This window comes from Okeania sp. SIO2C9, assembly GCF_010672455.1.
Lineage (GTDB): Bacteria > Cyanobacteriota > Cyanobacteriia > Cyanobacteriales > Microcoleaceae > Okeania.
The window spans coordinates 7,076-25,267 of the sequence record NZ_JAAHGO010000087.1 but is presented as its reverse complement, the minus strand read 5'-3'; the positions used below and the strand labels follow the sequence as shown (position 1 = coordinate 25,267).

Here is an 18,192-nt window from a genome sequence, read left to right as displayed (position 1 = left end):
TAAGTTAGCGAAAATTTGATGTTACAAGGAAAAAGTTTAATGAGCATAAAGTATATTTTTTGTATTAATTCTGGACGTAGTGGTTCGGACTATTTGACCGAATTATTATCTCACGCAGAAAACACTATTAGTATTCATGAAGGAGTACCCATTATGAATGGTTACCCAATGCAACAATTTAATCATAGTGACGATCGTGAGTTACAGAAATTAATGTCCTTGAAAATGAGGGAAATTCACAAAAAGAGTAAGAATGGTCGTAAAATTTACTGCGAGACAAACCATTCGTTTATCAAAGGTTGGGGATATTTACTTCCAGATAAGTATATATCTCAAGAGGAAATAGGAGTTATTATTTTGCGAAGAGATGTTGATCGGACTGCTTACAGTTTACTTCGCGTTCGTGATGTTCCAGGTACTTCAGAGTGGACAAAAACTTGGCTGTTAACTCCTAATGCTGAACGTAATCTCAGTAATCCTTCTGAGAATTCAAGTTTTTACGATCTTTGTAAGTGGTACGTACAAGAGACTTATCTTCGTGCGGAAGAATATAAAAAGATGTTTCCCCGAATTACATATGTAGAATGTGACTTGGAACAGCTAAATAAATACGATTTTGTTTTAAAAATGTTCTCATCTTTTGGTCTTGTTCCTATGTATACACTACAAAATTTAGTTGGAAGAGTCGTCAATGCAAGAAATGAATGGCCTAAATTACCCTTAGAGGAATTACTGGTAGATCCAAAATATCCTAGTGCAGATACTCTAGAAAACAAAGAAAGGAACACCTTAATTTCTCAGATGGTGAACTATCTGCAAGAAAAAAAAGCCGATAAAATTGCTCAAATAGAACCGGACGATGCAATGGGTGGAAGCTTTGTTAATGGAATTACTAGAATTGTAGCTGATTCAGAGCAAGAATTAGAGGAAGTATTTAAGTATTCATTAATGTTTACCGAAACTGAAGGAATTTTAATTTGGGAGTTGCTTCGTACAATCAACCCCAAGGATATTATATTAATTTGCTGCCAACGTTCTTCAAATCCTACAATTCGTTATACTTATGACTTTAATAAAACTTTTAGCTTAGGAAGTATGGTGCAAAAGCTCGGATTACTTCAGGTAATTCGGATGATAGCCAAAGGAATATGGAAAAAAGATTATACTCATCGTAAAACTGCTTCGTAAGTTTTCCTATTATATTTTAATTCTAGTAATAGCTAGTACATGAAAACTTTCTTGAGACGACATTTTTCTCATAATTTTTCTGTCTATTAACTCTACCTTTTCATCAGGTAATAAAATTCCTGCCTCTGCCATACAATGATGATTTTCTACAGTCCAAAGACGCAGAGGCAAAAAAGTGAAAAAAGTGAGTATTTTGTAGCTTTCTTTCTAACATTAAATAGAAAACTAAAATGCCTATATTCTTTAGACTGCATTCTAAACAGTCTCTAAAACACGCGATTTTTGAGTTCTTTTTCCCTTAACTACCATCCGTACCCCATCTGCTGGAGCCATCAACAAACCACGACGCACTGCTTTCACAGGCTTTTCATCTGCTAATGCCAACTCCCAACTAGATAGTATAGTTGCTAATACCAATTTCATCTCAAACAAGGCAAAAGCTTGACCAATACAGCGACGGTTGCCTCCACCAAAAGGCAAATATTCATAAGGGGAAAACTGACGTTCTAGAAAACGCTCTGGTTTAAACTGCTTCGGTTGAGGATATAAATCTTCCCGATGATGAGTTAAATAAATACAGGGACTCAGAAAAGTTCCTGGTTGAAACTGATAACCCATAATTTCTAGGGGTGACTTCACCTGTCGTTGAAATGCTAATATCGCTACTGGATAAATTCGCAGAGTTTCTTTGCACACAGCATCCAAATAGGGCAATTTTAAAATTTCCATCGGATCTGGTTTATCTCCTAGTGCATCAAGTTCTTGCAGCAGTTTATCTCGAATCTCTGGTTGACGGTGAATCCAGTAAAATGCCCATGCTAAAGTTGTTGCAGTAGTTTCGTGACCAGCTACTAACAGAGTAATTAACTCATCGCGCAATTCGACATCTGTCATTGGTTGCCCCTCTTCATCCCGCGCTGCCATCATTAAAGACAAAATATCGGTGCGAGATGGATCGGGATTTTCCGTTCTACTAAACTTACCCAAACTTACCCAAAAAATATTTTGAGCTTTGGAGCTAGCTTCCTGCTTCACAGAAGACCACTGACCGCAGTCTGTAACTTATCTTCTCCACAGGCTTCAAATCGCTTGAAACTCAAGCTACTAACGTGCATAGTTTTCTAGGTTGACCGCCGCATTAAAGTCTCTGTCTGCTTCAAAACCACAGTTGCTGCATTCGTAAGTTCTCACATTCAATGGCATTTTCTGTTTATGGCCACACTGAGAACATATCTGAGAACTTGGATAATATCTGTCTGCTATCACTACTGAACTACCATACCACTCACACTTGTATATAAGCTGACGCTTAAATTCATAAAAACCACAATCTGCTATAGCGCTTGCTAGTTTATGATTTTTGAGCATTCCGCTAACGTTTAAATCTTCTATTACTATGGTGCTGTTGTTTTTAGCTAACCATGTTGTCAGTTTATGTAGTGCGTCGGCTCTGATGTCAGCTACTTTTTTGTAAGCCTTGGCTAGTTTTTTTACGGCTTTGGCTCTGTTTTTCGAGCCAGGATCTTTTTTGTTGACACTATTTTGATAACGAGTTAATCGTTTTTTGGCTTGCTTATAGGCTTTAACGTTAGTAAATTTCGTTCCATCGCTACAAGTTGCTAGAGTATTTATACCAACATCTACACCGATGATCTCTCGTTCTTTAGCATTAGGAGTTGGTTGATAATCATATTTAAAGCTGATGTACCAATTATTTGCTTTTTTTGAGATGGTGACATTTTTTACTGGTACAGATGGTAAGATTTCATAAGTTTTTACTATTCCTATTCTGGGTAGTTTGATATAGTTTCCTTTCAGGATTTTAATACTTCCTTCTAGATAAAAACTGTCTTTTCTACCTTTTTTCTTGAATTTAGGAAATCCACGAAGAGAAATAGTTAAAAAGTTTTTGAATGCCCTTTCTAAATCTCTTAATGCTTGTTGTGGGGCACACTTTGATACCTCATAATACCACGGATTTTGAGATTTAACTTCTGCAACTAAACGCTTATGCAAAGTGATGGCACTAGGACGTTTTTTTGTTTTTTGGTACTCAGTAATACAAGTAGCTAATCCCCAGTTATAGGCATGACGAGCCACACCTGCGTGTTTGGCAAGTATTGTTTTTTGGTAGTTGTTAACTTTTAATTTGGTCTTGATTGATTGCATTTGAGCTGGTAAGACATGAAAAAAGTCTTTGATTTTAGGATTATATTAATGCATGATAGCAGGTAATCAGCATATTTTCACATTTATTAATATTTGTTTAATTTTGTCCAATTATTCGGCTTCAGTAGTTAGCCCTGGGTTCAGCAATTTCAGCATAAGAGTCACTCTTAAGCATCAAATCTTACGGAAAATATAGTAATTTGTCTAGATTAACCCACCCTACATTTTTGATATTCTCTTACTGTATAATAAAAGATAATTATACTTAAATATTATAACGTTTCTCAGACTAATGAGGTACACCTATCTTTATTTTTATTCTATTCCCTATTCCCTATTCCCTGTTCCCTGTTCCCTGTTCCCTAAAACAACCCAATTTTGTACTTCACCAATATGGGAATTGCTATATCAAAATCATGGTAGGAATATTTAACAATTTATCATCAAATAAAAACATCAAAATAAAATTTACTAGATAATTAATAGAAATCATTGCACAAATATCAAAATTTTTAATTCCCTCATGTCTGCTAAAGTCAAACTTACTATTATCCAAGGAAGTATGCTCGGCAAAGAATTTGTCTTTGAAGAACGAACTACCTGTATTATCGGTCGTCATCGAGACTGTAGACCCAGACTACCTAGTGATGAACAACATCGTACAATTTCTCGTTATCATTGTCTACTTGATATTAATCCTCCAGATATACGAGTGCGTGATTTTGCTAGTAAAAATGGTACTTATGTTAATGGTAAAAAAATTGGGCAACGTCGATCTGAGCATCTCCCTGAAACAACAACAAAAAATAATTTCCCTGAATATGAATTAAAATCAGGAGACCAAATTCAATTGGGAAATACTATTTTTCAGGTTAGTCTTGAAGAAGAAACAGAGATGCCTCCAGAAATGCTCGAACAACCAAAAATCTGGCAAGCAAAAACAGTTGAATTATCAATTTTACCACCAAGTTTAGGAGATTCTACTCTCACTGCAATTCCTGGTTATACGACGCTTAATTTATTAGGAAAAGGTGGTTGTGGAGAAGTTTATTTAGCTAAAAATAATCATACTAAAGAGTTAATAGCTTTAAAGACAATGTTGCCAGAAATCACAAATAATCCTAATGCCATAAATCGTTTTTTAAGAGAAATAGAAAATACTAAAGCTTTAAATCATCCGAATGTTGTTCAATTGAAAGATTATCATTATAGCGATCGCCTATTTTTTTTTACTTTAGAATATTGTAATGGTGGTAGTATTTGGAACTTGATGCAGAGTCATGGTTATCAGTTATCTGTTGATGTGGCAGTGCCAATTATTCTACAGGCTTTAGATGGTTTAGAATATGCCCATAATGCAGAAATTCCTTATGTAAAAAAGGCAGATGGTAGTTTGAGTATTGGGCGAGGTTTAGTTCACCGGGATATTAAACCAGCTAATATTTTTCTGAGTAATGTAGATAATTCAAAAGTAGTGAAAATAGCAGATTATGGGTTAGCAAAAGCTTTTGATTTAGCAGGTTTAAGTGGGCAAACAATTACGGGAAATAAAGGTGGTACTTTTCCATTTATGCCAAGACAACAAATGATTGATTTTAAATATGTAAAACCGGAAGTAGATGTTTGGGCAATGGCGGCAACTTTATATAATATGTTAACTGGTGTATATCCTCGTGATTTTGTTGGTAAAGACCCAATTTTAACTGTATTGCAAACTAAACCTGTGCCAATTAGACAAAGAAATCCTTCTATTCCTCAATCTTTAGCAGAGGTAATTGATTTAGCATTAATTGATGAACCAGAAATTTATTTTAAAACAGCTAAAGAATTTAAACAGGCGTTATTAACTAGCGTTTACTGAAAAAGTCTTTTAGTAGGGGTAGGAGACAGGAGACAGGAGACAGGAGACAGGAGACAACCCACCCCTAACCCCTCCCAGGAGGGGAAGACAGGAGAAACGGGGAATGAGCGAGGAGGTAGGAGTAATACCATGTTCCCCCGGGGAGGGAAGCTACGCTAACGGTTGAATACTTATAAATAAATGTTGTGAGGAGTGAGGAGTCAGGAGGGAAGAAAGGAGGAATACTTATGAAATATTGGAGATGGAGTATTGATAATTTCAGTATTTCTCTGGTACTGTCGGTACTATCAGTCCTTAAATTTTATTATAACTGACCCGTCCGCAATTCGTAGCTCCCCCGGAGGGGGAACATGATATAAGAATTGTCAGAGTGATTTTTAGGCTTTTGCTTGGGTGAAAATCCTCACTTTTTTAATCAGAGCAACCGAAAAGCTCATACTTTTTCAAGACATAAAAAGCCTAAAACCAATATCAGTCAATGCTTTGAGATGAGTTCGGTAAGCCCTAACTAGCGATCGGCATTTTTCGTAACGAAATGCTCTACAAACAGCACTCAGCTTTCAGCACTCTAATCAAAAAATTAAAATTCAGACAGCGCTAGATATTCCTTCTTCCTTCTTATTTCTTTTGCCGCTGTCTGACCTCACGTCATATAGAATCCGGTTGAATAGTTATTGTATAGTTAGCAGTAGAGGAGTGGGGGGTAGGGGAGTGGGGGAGTGAGGGAGATTAAAGGTTTGAAGTAATTTAAGAAATTATCAACATATACTATATAACCGGATTCTATATCACAACCAATCCCGTAAGGGCGAATGGCCATTCGCCCCTACTTTGTTCTACCGAAATTACACTAATTTAATTAGTTTGAAGATTTTTTCCAAGGTGATTGATAATATACCTGAGAACCTTTGTCTGAGACAAAATGACAAGCCAAATAAGAGTTGATGAAACTCTTCCATACAGGTTCACTTGACTGGTGATAATATTCACCCAAAATAGGTTTTATTGCCTCCGTAGCTGTCTTTAAATGATAGTGTGGCATACTCAGAAAAATGTGATGAGCTACATGAGTACCAATATCGTGATGAATAGAATTGATAAAACCATAGTCGCGGTCAATACTAGATAATGCACCTTTAAGGAAATACCAGTCATCTCCACGATACCAGGGAATATCTGCTTCAGTGTGGTGTAAGAAGGTAACTAAATCTAGCCAGACGACAAATATTACATAAGGAACTAGGTAATATTGTACTAAAAATACCCAACCAAACTGATAGGTGAGCCATCCAAGAAAACCTACCATTAACATCCACAGTGCTGAACTTGTTAAAACATCCCACTTTTCAGAAGGACGAAATAATGGACTGTTGGGCAGAAAATGAGAGCCAGCACGATTGGGCGATCGCCTAAATAAATAGAGTGGATAAGCTAATAATGGCAGGTAAAAGCGAAATAGCTTTTCATACCAAGGCATCATATTATACTTACTCTCAGAAACAGGATACCAACTTTCATCAGTATCAATATTTCCAGTATTGGCATGGTGGGTTCTATGACTAATGCGCCAACCGTGGTAAGGCACAAGAATGGGAGTGTGAGACAAATGCCCAATTAGGTTATTAAACCATTTATATTTGGAGAAAGAGCCATGACCGCAGTCGTGTCCCACTACAAATAATGCCCAAAACATAGTTCCTTGCATTAACCAGAAGATGGGAAAAAAGAACCATGAATCTAGATTATAGGCGATTGCATATAGACCAGCAATAATGCCAATATCAAGAAAAAAGTAGCTCAGAGACTTCCAGAGGGAAGGCTCAAAACAGTGTGGAGGAATAGCTGCTTTCACTTCTTGAAGAGTAAAGGGTAACTCTATTTTTGAGGGAGTTAAATTTGTATCAGTTGCTTGATCGAGAACAGTGTTTGATTGCACTAAATTTTCAACTTTGTGTAATATGACTGATATTTCATCTTCACAAGTCACATTTTGCAGATTTAGTTTCCATCAATTACCAGCAACTCTTCTGAACTAACAGATAGAAATGGGGCATAAATTAATGGAACTTTTACTGCATTAGGACGAATCCCATCAGCTATAGGGAAAGCTAGTGGGAGATGAAACGACCATTATTGTATATTATCTAGGGCTAACTTTTGACAAAAATTTTATTTTTCTAGTGCAGGATGGCAGATTATTAAGATAGTAGGGGAGCGGGGGAGTAGGGGAATAGGGGAGTAGGGGAGTAGGGAAGTTAGGGGAGTAGGGGAGTAGGGAAGTAGGGGAGCGGGGGAGTAGGGGAGGGAAAATAGAAAGATTTACTGTTGAAGCAAGAGGATAAGTTTTTTCTAGAGCGCTCTTATGCGGACATAATATAATCAGTTACAAAATCCTAAAAACCTTAACAATCAATACTTTTGAGGGCGAATGCCATTCGCCCCTACGACTTTTGACTTCCGCCATAATATAATCAGTTACAAAATCCTAAAAACCTTAACAATCAATACTTTTGAGGGCGAATGCCATTCGCCCCTACGACTTTTGACTTCCACGTGGCACTAGGCTAAAAATAGCTTGTAGGCTGGGTTATGGCTTTCATCCCAATAGCGATAACCGAAATTATGGACAAAACTTTGCCATTCGGCCATTTCGTCAGGGGGGACTTGCATTCCGACCACAATACGTCCATAGTCTGCCCCATTATTACGGTAGTGGAAAAGACTAATATTCCAGTTGGGACTCATAGAAGCGACAAATTTCATTAATGCTCCTGGCCTTTCGGGGAACTCGAAACGGTAAAGTAGTTCATGATGGGCAAGGGGAGAGCGACCCCCAACCAGATGGCGCAGGTGTAATTTTGTCAGTTCGTCGTCAGTTAAGTCCAGGGTTTTCAAGCCTTCAATTTCAAAAGTTTCTACTATTTTGGCCGCATCAGCACGGTTTTCTATTTGTACTCCTACGAAAATGTGTGCTTCTTTTTCCTCAGCAATGCGATAGTTAAACTCAGTAATATTACGTTTGCCTAGACAGTCACAAAATCTGCGGAGACTACCTGGTGTTTCGGGAATAGTAACGGCAAATATGGCTTCGCGACGTTCCCCGAATTCTGCTCTTTCAGCTACAAAGCGGAGGCGGTCAAAATTCATGTTTGCACCACAGGCAACAGCGATCAGAGTTTCATCTTGAATTTTTTCTCGCTCAACGTAAGCTTTTGCTCCAGCGATCGCCAATGCACCAGCAGGTTCAACAATGGAGCGAGTATCTTCAAATACATCTTTGATAGCTGCACAAGTATCATCTGTTTCGACGAGAATAATATCATCTACATATTGCTGACATAGACGAAGTGTTTCTTCTCCTACTTCTCGTACTGCAACACCATCAGCAAATAATCCTACTTGAGGTAAGCGGACTCGGTGTCCAGCTTTTAGAGACTGCGACATAGCATCAGCATCAGCAGGTTCAACACCAATAATTTTGATTTCCGGGCGCAACCGTTTGACATAAGCAGCAATACCGGAAATTAAACCACCACCACCAATAGCGACAAAGATAGCGTGAATAGGTTTTTGATATTGGCGGAGAATTTCCATACCTATTGTCCCTTGTCCCGCGATGACGTAGGGGTCGTCAAAAGGGTGAATAAAAGTTAAACCTTTTTCTGCTTCTAGTTGATGAGCGTAACTACAAGCTTCGTCGTAGGTTTCGCCATACAAAATAACTTCCCCACCTCTAGCTTTGACAGCATTAACTTTTAGTTGAGGGGTAGTGACAGGCATGACTATGATGGCGCGAGTGCCGAGGCGACCTGCGGCTAGGGCGACACCTTGAGCGTGGTTTCCAGCGGATGCTGCGATGACTCCCTGGGAGAGAATTTCTGGAGGAAGTTGAGCCATTTTGTTGTAAGCTCCGCGTAATTTGAAGGAGAAGACTGACTGCATATCTTCTCGTTTGAGTAGGAGGTTATTCTGGAGACGTTTTGAAAGGTTGGGAGCGGTTTCGAGTGGTGATTCTTGGGCTACGTCGTAGACGCGTGCAGTGAGAATTTGTACTAGGTAGTCGCAATACATAGGTTTTATTTGGTTAGTAAATGCTTGACTATCTTACCGAAAAATTGGGTTTAAAGCCTCGCCCATAAGCGAGCGACTTTTTATTTGCAAGTAAATTGAATATATGCTATAGTACTAAAAGTTGCCGGGGGGCACTCGGAAACTCTAAACGGACGTGGAGGCAAGCATAAGACTACTGTCAAAGTAGCAGCAGCCTAAGAAGCGTCAACCCGCCGAAGAGCTACGGCTCAGTAGGAATCTCCGTGCCTTTAGGCCGGAGAGGATGTCAACATGTAGACATCTGCATAAGTAGGGTAGGGACGTTCCCAATGTCCGTAGGGAGTAGGCGGAAAGAATTAATGTATCTAGTACAATAATTAATTTGATTTTTTGGCGTTGGAGATGTCTAATTTTTTTTAGTGGTAGTGCATTGTAATTATTGTTGTTACCAAGCACGGTAGTGGTAGCATCTTGCTCCCTCGCTGCCATCCTGCACGCACTTGCACATATATTGTTAACGCCCCTACTCCCCTACTCCCCCACTCCCCTACTCAAGAAAGTGCAGAAAAATGATATTACTCTTTCGGTGCTGTCAAAACATCCCAAGCTGCTTGACCTGCTTTAACTAAGCGCTCGCCAAAATCCTGAACCTCTTTTACCATAGTCTCCCAGTTAGTCTCAATATCTTTCTCTATGTTCTTGCCTGCTTCTTCTATTTTTTTGGGATCGATCAATCTAATCCTTTCGATAGTTTCCCGAGCTTGTTTGACTGCTTGAATATAACTATCACGGGTAAACTCTCCCGCAGCTTCCATTTCTGACTGAGCTAATCTTTTGATTGCCTCTACTAATTCTTGGGTTTCTTGCTTAGGGTCAGTACTTTTAGAAGTGGAAGTAATTTGATTTGAGTCTGTTTCAACTTCTACAATTGCTCTATCTTTTGGTACATTTGGTTCAGTCATGATTTTTGCTCCTAATATTAAACTTCACTAGAACTTACCCCAAGGCACTACATTATAGTAGATAAAAACTATAGCATTGGTAACTGCCACTGCTGCATGATCGGGGTCACGACCAGTGGCAAAAGCATTTGCTGAAGCAGTGGGAATAATATAAACATCTGGCATAGGTAGACCTGCGCGATCGCAAAGTCTTTCTACCATTTCATATAATGCAGGTGCTTCTACTTGACTTACTGGTTGAGCGTTATAAGCTGCCAGAGCAATTTTATCTGAGAAAAACCAGGAACCCAGGTTCATTATAGCAGCTAAAAGTAGACCAACTGTAGCACCAGTTGTACCACCTATTAACCAATAACTAACTGTAACCAATAAGGCGCTAAGTATACCTAACAAAGCAACAGTTTTTACTAAGTTCATAAAGGGTGCCTCCTTTCTAGGTTAATGGTTGCTATTTATATTATCTGGTGGTTTTTTGTTTTTTATGATTTCTATTTCATTGTATCTATGATTATTTATCTATTTATAGTCGGAAAACTTGACAAAAGGTTCGGTTTTCCTTTTATAGTTATTAGCATTCAGCTATCGACTTGATTTAATACCATTAAAAAATTGTTAAGGTAGAGATTTGATTGCTAAACCCTTACAGGTGCTAGGTAGTAGATTAATTTGAAGTAGAGAGGGAGCATTAGGAATAAAATTTCCCAGCATCCCAAATCATGTTAATTATTTTTAAGAATTCAGGAATCAGAGAAAGACTTGATGAGGGTTTTGCTTCGCACAACTCTGGCGCAAAGCTTTCCTGACGGAATACTCCGCGACATGAATAAAGCTTAACAAATATAGCTTTGGACTTAAACAGGAGTAAAAAAATATGGGACCGAGTGGTGGCAGCAGCGGTGACAACAGTAGTTCTCAGAATGTAGGACCGAGTGGTAGCAGCAGCGGTGACAACAGTAGTTCTCAGAATGTAGGACCGAGTGGTAGCAGCAACGGTGAAAACAATGGTTCTCAGAATAGGGGAATTTGGGCAAATATCAAACAAAATATCAACAAGATCAACAAGTCTATTGTATTTCCCATAGGTTGTCTTGTTGGTGCAATGAGTATGATGGTTACAGTAGTAGATTTTGCAAATTTATTTGAAAAGGATGATGAAGCAAAATATCAAGGTTGGTACGCATTTAAAATTGTTGGGAATACAGTAGTCAGGGAGTTTGAAAACAGAAAAGCCCCTTGGTGGGAGACTTTGCCGCGTTTCAATTTTAACTTTGCGCCTCATAGTAATCAAACGACTTTGTTTTATACAGACTTTCCAATAAATCGAGAGAATTTAAGAAATGAGGGTTCTATTGCATACGATATGTCAGTGCTGGAAAATAGAGATATAAGTTATTACGATCCGCTTGAAGGAATTGAGCAACATAAAAAGAATTCAGGAACAATACATGCATTCATTTTGCAAGTTATTGCGGAAGCAGAGGAGAAAGGAGAAGAGAATCCTTTAATTTGTCTTTATGTTGTTGGCTCGGGAAGATCGACGATAGATTCGAAATTTTTTGTAATTGTCAAGGCGGCAAAAGCCAAGCAGGTAAAGAATTCCGATATTTATTTTTCAGGAGAAAAACATTATTCAGGTGCAAAGAAAAAAGCTGAAGCCAGGACAAGAGAGGCTTGCAGCGAATATGAACAAGATGGGGGGTTCATAAATATAGATGACATCACAATACAACAAGAGTAAACTGTAATAGGCAAACCATCAATGATTGGAATTTGGAAATTTCCTTCCACATCCGAAGACTCTCCTATTGCTAATGCAGAGCCTAGTGGCAGCTATATCGCTCCTCCTCGTCCTTTCCATCCCACAATCAAACTTGGCCTGAAAACACCACCTTTTTTGCCCAGGCCCGCTATTTAGGGTTTGCTGAAAAAGTCTTATGGTGAAGGTAGGAGAATCCCCTCCATCAAAAAAAACAATCGCAGCTCCCACGAAAGGCGATCGTTTTTCTTGAAAATAGGAAACCGAGATTTCGGCTTATCTCATCGGGATCACGGGGTGACAAGAGCGCGATCGCCCTTAGACAAGATGCTTGGCGTTTATTTCATATTCCATTTATCTAGCCAAAGATTCTTAAGTTTTTCAATTGTGCCTTCCTTGTCTGTCACTATCTGTTCCCAGCCTTCTCGGATCGCATCCTTTTCCCTCTTTGTTAGTTTCCATGAGAGTGGTGGTTCGTATTCACCTTCTGCGCTATAAAATGATTGTTTTGCCTTTAGATCTGGAGTAACTTCTTGCTCTGCAGTCTTTAGTCCTAGTTTTGCTTCCTCAGTAATAGAAGGGAAGAAGATGGGGAAATATTTAATTTCTACCTTTCCATCATTCTGTCTTGCGTTCTGCCATTCCTTCAACAATTCTACCTCAGTTAAATTGCGGGAAGTAAGAATTGGTTCGCGAACCTTGAATAAGCCTACCAACGGACCAATAGTTGCCATAAACAAACCTCGGTTCTTTTCCTTTTTAGGTTCCTCTTTAGGTTTGTCAGGAAAAGGATTGATTTGTAAGATCAGAATTCTTTTTATTTGTGGGGTAGGTTTTTCACGAAGAAGCTCCTCAAGCCATTCTAATGCTGTCACAAAACCAGAATTGTCGAAATAGCCACCATCAGCGACGTGATAATTTGCTATATTGCGATCATCTCGACAAATGGGAGATATGTAAGGGAACGTGGCAGAAAGTCTTGCACCTGTGACAACATCAATATCTTTTCCCGGATAAAGACTATTAAAGTCAAAGAATTTTTTCCGATCAGAATTAGGAAATTTCGCTGGTGTAATTAGCAACCGCCAGCCATTGTCAACCAGAGTTGCATTCAATACAGGGAGCGGAATATTACCTTCTTTAACTTCCGCTCGCCAGTCGGCTAAGGTTTTTGGAGACTCTGGGGTTTTCATATGTCCTTGCCAGTCCTTCTCGATCGCAATACCTCTATCTCTGATTTTGGGAGTGAGAATGTCTGGTAGGAACGGGAGGAAAATCACGCGCCACAAGTCAGGATAGGCTAATCCCCAACCTACTGCATCTAAACTGTTTGCGGTAGCGCCCTCAAATATTTCTTCTGATTCTGAAGCCGGTGGAAAACCTTGATCTGTAAAGCGATCCAGATAATACATTGCACCTACTGATCCACCAGAAACGGAACTAATTAATCCAATTGCTTTAGTAAACGATTCTCCTAACTCTTCTTGCAAGCCAGTCAATACTTGAGCCGTCCATCCAGCGGCTTGAATTCCACCTCCACTAGCACAGACAACAACTACAGTTTGTTTTGCAAGAGGCTCTTCCAGATCTTGTTTGTCTAGACGCTTTTGTAATAAGGCCGTCAAATTTTTTTGCTCTTCCGGCTGTTCTGGAGCGTCCTTTAATGAAAAATAGTGATCGACTTTAAAAAGCCTATAGAGCGCTATAGCAATCACCACCCAGAAGAACAAGACAGAAATACGCGAGTAATCGAAGAAGAAGGTAAGACTGCCCAACAAAAGCACCGATACGGAAATTAACAACATTACATATAAAAGTGCTGGCGGTTCTTCTCTCTTCTTATCGGGGGGCAACGAACTTGGCATAAACAGCTTAAATGCGATTATATAGATAGCAAAAAGAATGATGAAGAAAACAAGAGCGTCAAAATGAGTGTCTTTTAAAATACCATTATTGACATAGCCTGCTCCTTTGGAAGAGTGTTGGCCCAAAAAGGAAATTGCTTTCACCAACCACTCATTAAGCCAGGGAACTTTATCGACCGAGAGAAAGTTTCGAGTCAGTTTGAAAAGAAACAAAAAGATAAAGCCAAATAACAACCCAAGAAACAATCCAGACCGTCTTTTTTTATTATCCATTTCTTCCTCGGATAATTTAAATACTGTGCAGGTGGTCGGTAATGCCAGGGCGATCGCTAACACATAATACCAAAATTTATCATCTATCAGGGTGGTCGGTAATGCCAGGGCGATCACTAACACATCATACCAAAATTTACCCTCAAAAACTCCTGGCAGTTCCGGAACCCCAAAACGAGCTGGTGCACCATCAAGGATTATTGCAACGACAAAGGTTACGGCTGTTCCCGCCACAGTTGCACCCAAAATTGTCAACGCAATTTGACTACGGCCACGCAGGACAAAAAGATTCTTGAGCATAGATTTCAGGGCACCTGTTGCGAGGACAGGGAGCGCAATCAGCAATACGCCCATGAGCAGAGGTATGCGTAGAAAAAAGACATACTGCCAAAAGGCGCTAGGCAGTTGCAGCCATAACGTAACTACTACCGCTACAAGCCCCAGCCACAAAATAATTTTTTGAACCACGATATTGCTTTCCTCCTAGAACGTTTAACTCAGCAAGACTTTACATTGACTGGACTTACGCTTTCAAGTTGGTTCTAAAGCTACATGTAGTTTCCGGTGCGCGGTGCGGCACCATACAAGTAGCGTCTTTGCGTAAGTCCCGATTCATCAAAAACATGAAGGGCTTACAGACTAAATATCTTCCCTCAAATCAGACAAATAGCGATCAGTGCTACTCGGTCAGGAATCAGCTATAAGCGGTCGAGGTTCAGCTATAAGTCGTTAGAGCTGGTCTCGATCTTCTTCCCATTGTCGCCAAAATTGCGCTACTAGATAGCCCAAGGCGGTTCCCGTCGCGACTCGGTCCCTATATTGTCCTGTTTTGCATGGGGAGACATCATAATTTTTGACCCAGCAGCTAGGGCTGGTTTTCGTCATCCTTGCCATCCACTATAGTATATAGTACGCCAAATTCCGAGCGTCAATCCGCTAACAACTTTTTTGGCTTTAAAACACCACCTTTTTTTTGCCTACCTGCATAAGTCGTACAATTTGTCAATCAACCCAATTCCACTATTATACTACAATAGACATCTCCATAAAAGAGGGAGTAGGGGCGATTCGCGTTTGCGGAGCATGACCTTAGGAAATCGCCCGTACAGGAGTAGGCAGAAAGAGGAGCATGACCTTAGGAAATCGCCCGTACAGGAGTAGGCAGAAATAATTGATAATTTATGTGTGATAATTGATTTTATTTTTGATTTTTGGAGATGTCTAATTTATTCTCTTCTTCCTTCTTCCTTCTTCCTTCTTCCTTCTTCCTTCCTGAAAGAGGGAGTAGGGGCGATTCGCGTTTGCGGAGCATGACCTTAGGAAATCGCCCGTACAGGAGTAGGCAGAAATAATTGATAATTTATGTGTGATAATTGATTTTATTTTTGATTTTTGGAGATGTCTAATTTATTCTCTTCTTCCTTCTTCCTTCTTCCTTCTTCCTTCTTCCTTCCTGACTCCTCAAAATTTATTATCCCAATAATTTTTGCTCTAATTGTAACAACTTCTCAATTCGCGCCTCTGTGGATGGGTGGGTAGAAAACAAATTAGCCATGAATTTACCGGAAAATCCATTCATAATTAGTAATGGCTCAAAAGCTGGGTTAGCATTCAATGGCATTTGTCTAGCATTTTGGTCTAGTCGCTGCAAAGCTTGAGCAAGGGCGCGGGGGTTGCCAGTTAAATCGCCAGCACCTGCATCAGCAGCAAATTCACGAGTCCGGGAAATTGCCATTTGCACAATACTTGCAGCTACTGGAGCTAACACGATCGTCAACAACATCACAATTGGGTTAGAGCGGTTTTCACGGGAACCCCCACTAAACCACATAAAATAACTAGCTATTTGGGTTAGCCAAGATATTCCTCCTGCAATTGTAGCAGCTACTGCTTGAGTAAAGGTATCACGATTTTTTATATGGCTGAGTTCATGGGCAATTACTCCTTCGAGTTCGTCCTCTGGTAAAATTCTCATAATACCTTCAGTAACTGCTACTGCTGCGTGATGGGGGTCACGACCTGTGGCAAAAGCATTAGCTGCGGCAGTGGGAATGATATAAACTGCTGGCATGGGTAGACGTGCGCGATCGCACAATTTTTCTACCATATTATAGAGTGCTGGTGCTTCTGCTTGACTTACTGGTCTGGCATTGTAAGCTGCTAGAGCTATTTTGTCTGAGAAAAACCAGGAACCCAAGTTCATTACTGCTGCTAATACTAGCCCTATTGTAGCACCTGTTGGGCCGCCGATTAACCAATAACTAACTGCAACTAATAAACCGCTAAGTATTCCTAATAAAGCCACAGTTTTTACTATGTTCATAAAGGTTGCCTCCTGTTAAGGCCAATGGTTTCTATATTTTATTATCAGGTGGCGATCGCTCTTTTATGATATTTTTTTCATTGTAGCTTTTACGATTGGTTTACTTGTGGTCGGAAATCCTGACAAAAGGTTCGGTTTTTGTGAAATTTTATAGCTATTATATCAAATATATCAAATCCGTTTAATTCGGCACTTCAACAATGAATAATGAATAATGAATAATGAATAATTACCTCTGCTTGAGAATAAATTGAAGAGGATTGACAAAGAGATGAAAATTTTTCTTCACAGGAGTCGATTGGATATGGCTCCTTTGACCTCGCCATCCCATCCTACGGAATGCTGCGCAAACGACCGCTTATTATCCCCTATCCAAGGGGAGGCGCATACCCACAATTTTTCGGTAAAAAATGTTCCATCTTCAACCATTACCAAATATTTCTCGATCTCCCCATCTCCCTATCTACCTAACTCCCCTACTCCCCATCTAATTACACCTATGCTAGCGGATTTGATATTAATACTCAGATCGTCTCTCTTTAAAATACCAAAAAATAAAATTTGGTTGTGCATCAGTAAAGTGTGGGATAAGTAAGTAGTGGCGTGACACGCCTAAAACTGTGTAATAGATTTTTGTTTCTAGGTGTCTTGATCTCCCCACACTCCCCACACTCCCCACACTCCCCACACTCCCCACACTCCCCACACTCCCCACACTCCCCATCTCCCCATCTCCCTACCTCTTTTTAAATAGCTCTCAAATGGGTTCTATAAGTCCTATGTCTATCAAGTCTATGCAAGAAAATGAACGCCACTGATATCATTGCTGTTCAATTCACTAAAAAACTCTTCAAATGTACCTGATGTTGAAAGACCCAGAGTATTTGGATTAAAGATAAATACATCTCTGTTTTTACCTGATACATCAGTTACAGCAAAGTTGCCAGTTGTAGACAGAAGTAGTTGTTCTCCATTAATACCGATAGCATCAATGTCTTCACGATTCTTAGTCAGCTCTACATCACTACCGTCGAATTCAACAGACCAAGTTCCACTGGTGTTGCTGCCTAAAGTATCAGAATTGAAACGTAGTATATCTTCATCTTTACCGCTAACTCCTGATACAGAAACGCCCCCTCGAGTCGAAATTAGAAGGTCTCCAGTAAGAGGATCGACACTCAGACCATCAATATCTTCATTACTATTAGTTAAGCCAACATCTGAGCCATCGAAGTATAACTCGAAAGATCCGCTACTGTTGTCTCCAGGTGATGTGGGAGTGAATTTAACAATGTCAGAATCATCTACTACATTTTCGATGCCATTTATATTTCTAGGTCCCTCAAAAGAAAACAGAATCTCATTATTGTCAAGCACTTCAAAGGCATCAATCCTAAAACCATTAAGACCAACATCTGAACCATCGAAGAACTTACTGAAACTCTGGTCAGTTAGATTATACTCAACGATGTCTTCTCGTCTGAAACTAACTCCACCTAGAGTTTGGTTGTTTTTTAGACTAAACAGCAAAGATTGAGGTTCGGGTGTTGGTGGTTGAGGTTCGGGAGCTGGTGGCTGAGGTTCGGGTGTTGGTGGCTGAGGTTCGGGAGCTGGTGGTTGAGGTTCGGGAGCTGGTGGCTGAGGTTCGGGTGTTGGTGGCTGAGGTTCGGGAGCTGGTGGCTGAGGTTCGGGTGTTGGTGGCTGAGGTTCGGGAGCTGGTGGCTGAGGTTCGGGTGTTGGTGGCT

At 39.8% G+C, this 18,192-nt stretch carries 14 protein-coding genes; 4 read left to right on the top strand and 10 right to left on the bottom strand.

From position 1 onward, the window contains the following. Positions 1–39: 39 nt before the first annotated feature. Complete coding sequence (locus tag F6K23_RS34575) at positions 40–1,188, top strand: hypothetical protein (protein ID WP_293164858.1); 1,149 nt, start codon at positions 40–42, stop codon at positions 1,186–1,188. A gap of 9 nt (positions 1,189–1,197) precedes the next feature. Here the strand turns inward: F6K23_RS34575 and F6K23_RS34570 are convergent, their stop codons facing one another. The 3 genes from F6K23_RS34570 to F6K23_RS34560 all read right to left on the bottom strand — a co-directional run bounded on the left by F6K23_RS34570 (position 1,198) and on the right by F6K23_RS34560 (position 3,357). Then, the gene (locus F6K23_RS34570; RefSeq protein ID WP_293164855.1) at positions 1,198–1,320 is read right to left on the bottom strand and encodes a hypothetical protein; all 123 of its coding nucleotides are present in this window, start codon (positions 1,318–1,320) and stop codon (positions 1,198–1,200) included. Positions 1,321–1,443: 123 nt separating this feature from the next. Beyond that, positions 1,444–2,223 (bottom strand): cytochrome P450, encoded by a 780-nt coding sequence (locus F6K23_RS34565; RefSeq protein WP_375340812.1) that lies wholly within the window; start codon positions 2,221–2,223, stop codon positions 1,444–1,446. 69 nt (positions 2,224–2,292) lie between these two features. Further along, entirely contained in the window at positions 2,293–3,357 is a 1,065-nt protein-coding gene (locus F6K23_RS34560) for an RNA-guided endonuclease TnpB family protein (RefSeq protein ID WP_293164852.1), read from the bottom strand. A gap of 523 nt (positions 3,358–3,880) precedes the next feature. Between F6K23_RS34560 and F6K23_RS34555 the strand changes: the two genes are divergently transcribed. Further along, positions 3,881–5,218, top strand: a complete 1,338-nt coding sequence (locus F6K23_RS34555) for a protein kinase (protein WP_293164849.1) — start codon at positions 3,881–3,883, stop codon at positions 5,216–5,218. A gap of 859 nt (positions 5,219–6,077) precedes the next feature. Here F6K23_RS34555 and F6K23_RS34550 read toward each other — a convergent pair. From F6K23_RS34550 to F6K23_RS34535, 4 genes are all read right to left on the bottom strand, one after another. After that, positions 6,078–7,154, bottom strand: a complete 1,077-nt coding sequence (locus tag F6K23_RS34550) for a DUF3474 domain-containing protein (protein ID WP_293164868.1) — start codon at positions 7,152–7,154, stop codon at positions 6,078–6,080. Positions 7,155–7,777: 623 nt separating this feature from the next. Further along, a complete protein-coding gene (gene ilvA, locus F6K23_RS34545; protein ID WP_293164846.1) occupies positions 7,778–9,289 on the bottom strand; it encodes a threonine ammonia-lyase, biosynthetic in 1,512 nt (503 codons plus the stop codon). Positions 9,290–9,843: 554 nt separating this feature from the next. Then, on the bottom strand, positions 9,844–10,230 hold the full coding sequence (locus tag F6K23_RS34540; RefSeq protein ID WP_293164844.1) for a hypothetical protein: 387 nt from the start codon (positions 10,228–10,230) through the stop codon (positions 9,844–9,846). A gap of 27 nt (positions 10,231–10,257) precedes the next feature. Then, the gene (locus F6K23_RS34535; RefSeq protein ID WP_293164841.1) at positions 10,258–10,647 is read right to left on the bottom strand and encodes a M48 family metalloprotease; all 390 of its coding nucleotides are present in this window, start codon (positions 10,645–10,647) and stop codon (positions 10,258–10,260) included. A gap of 454 nt (positions 10,648–11,101) precedes the next feature. Between F6K23_RS34535 and F6K23_RS34530 the strand changes: the two genes are divergently transcribed. Together F6K23_RS34530 and F6K23_RS34525 are read left to right on the top strand one after the other, a co-directional pair. Further along, positions 11,102–11,968: a hypothetical protein gene (locus F6K23_RS34530; RefSeq protein ID WP_293164838.1), complete on the top strand. Its 867-nt coding sequence runs from the start codon at positions 11,102–11,104 to the stop codon at positions 11,966–11,968. A 21-nt stretch (positions 11,969–11,989) separates the two neighbouring features. Next, positions 11,990–12,145: a hypothetical protein gene (locus tag F6K23_RS34525; RefSeq protein WP_293164835.1), complete on the top strand. Its 156-nt coding sequence runs from the start codon at positions 11,990–11,992 to the stop codon at positions 12,143–12,145. 179 nt (positions 12,146–12,324) lie between these two features. Here the strand turns inward: F6K23_RS34525 and F6K23_RS34520 are convergent, their stop codons facing one another. From F6K23_RS34520 to F6K23_RS34510, 3 genes are all read right to left on the bottom strand, one after another. Beyond that, positions 12,325–14,592 (bottom strand): hypothetical protein, encoded by a 2,268-nt coding sequence (locus F6K23_RS34520; protein ID WP_293164832.1) that lies wholly within the window; start codon positions 14,590–14,592, stop codon positions 12,325–12,327. 1,003 nt (positions 14,593–15,595) lie between these two features. Continuing rightward, positions 15,596–16,447: a M48 family metalloprotease gene (locus tag F6K23_RS34515; RefSeq protein WP_293164829.1), complete on the bottom strand. Its 852-nt coding sequence runs from the start codon at positions 16,445–16,447 to the stop codon at positions 15,596–15,598. 792 nt (positions 16,448–17,239) lie between these two features. Beyond that, positions 17,240–18,192, bottom strand: a 953-nt coding sequence (locus F6K23_RS34510) for a hypothetical protein (RefSeq protein ID WP_293164826.1), incomplete at its 5' end; no start/stop codon positions are given.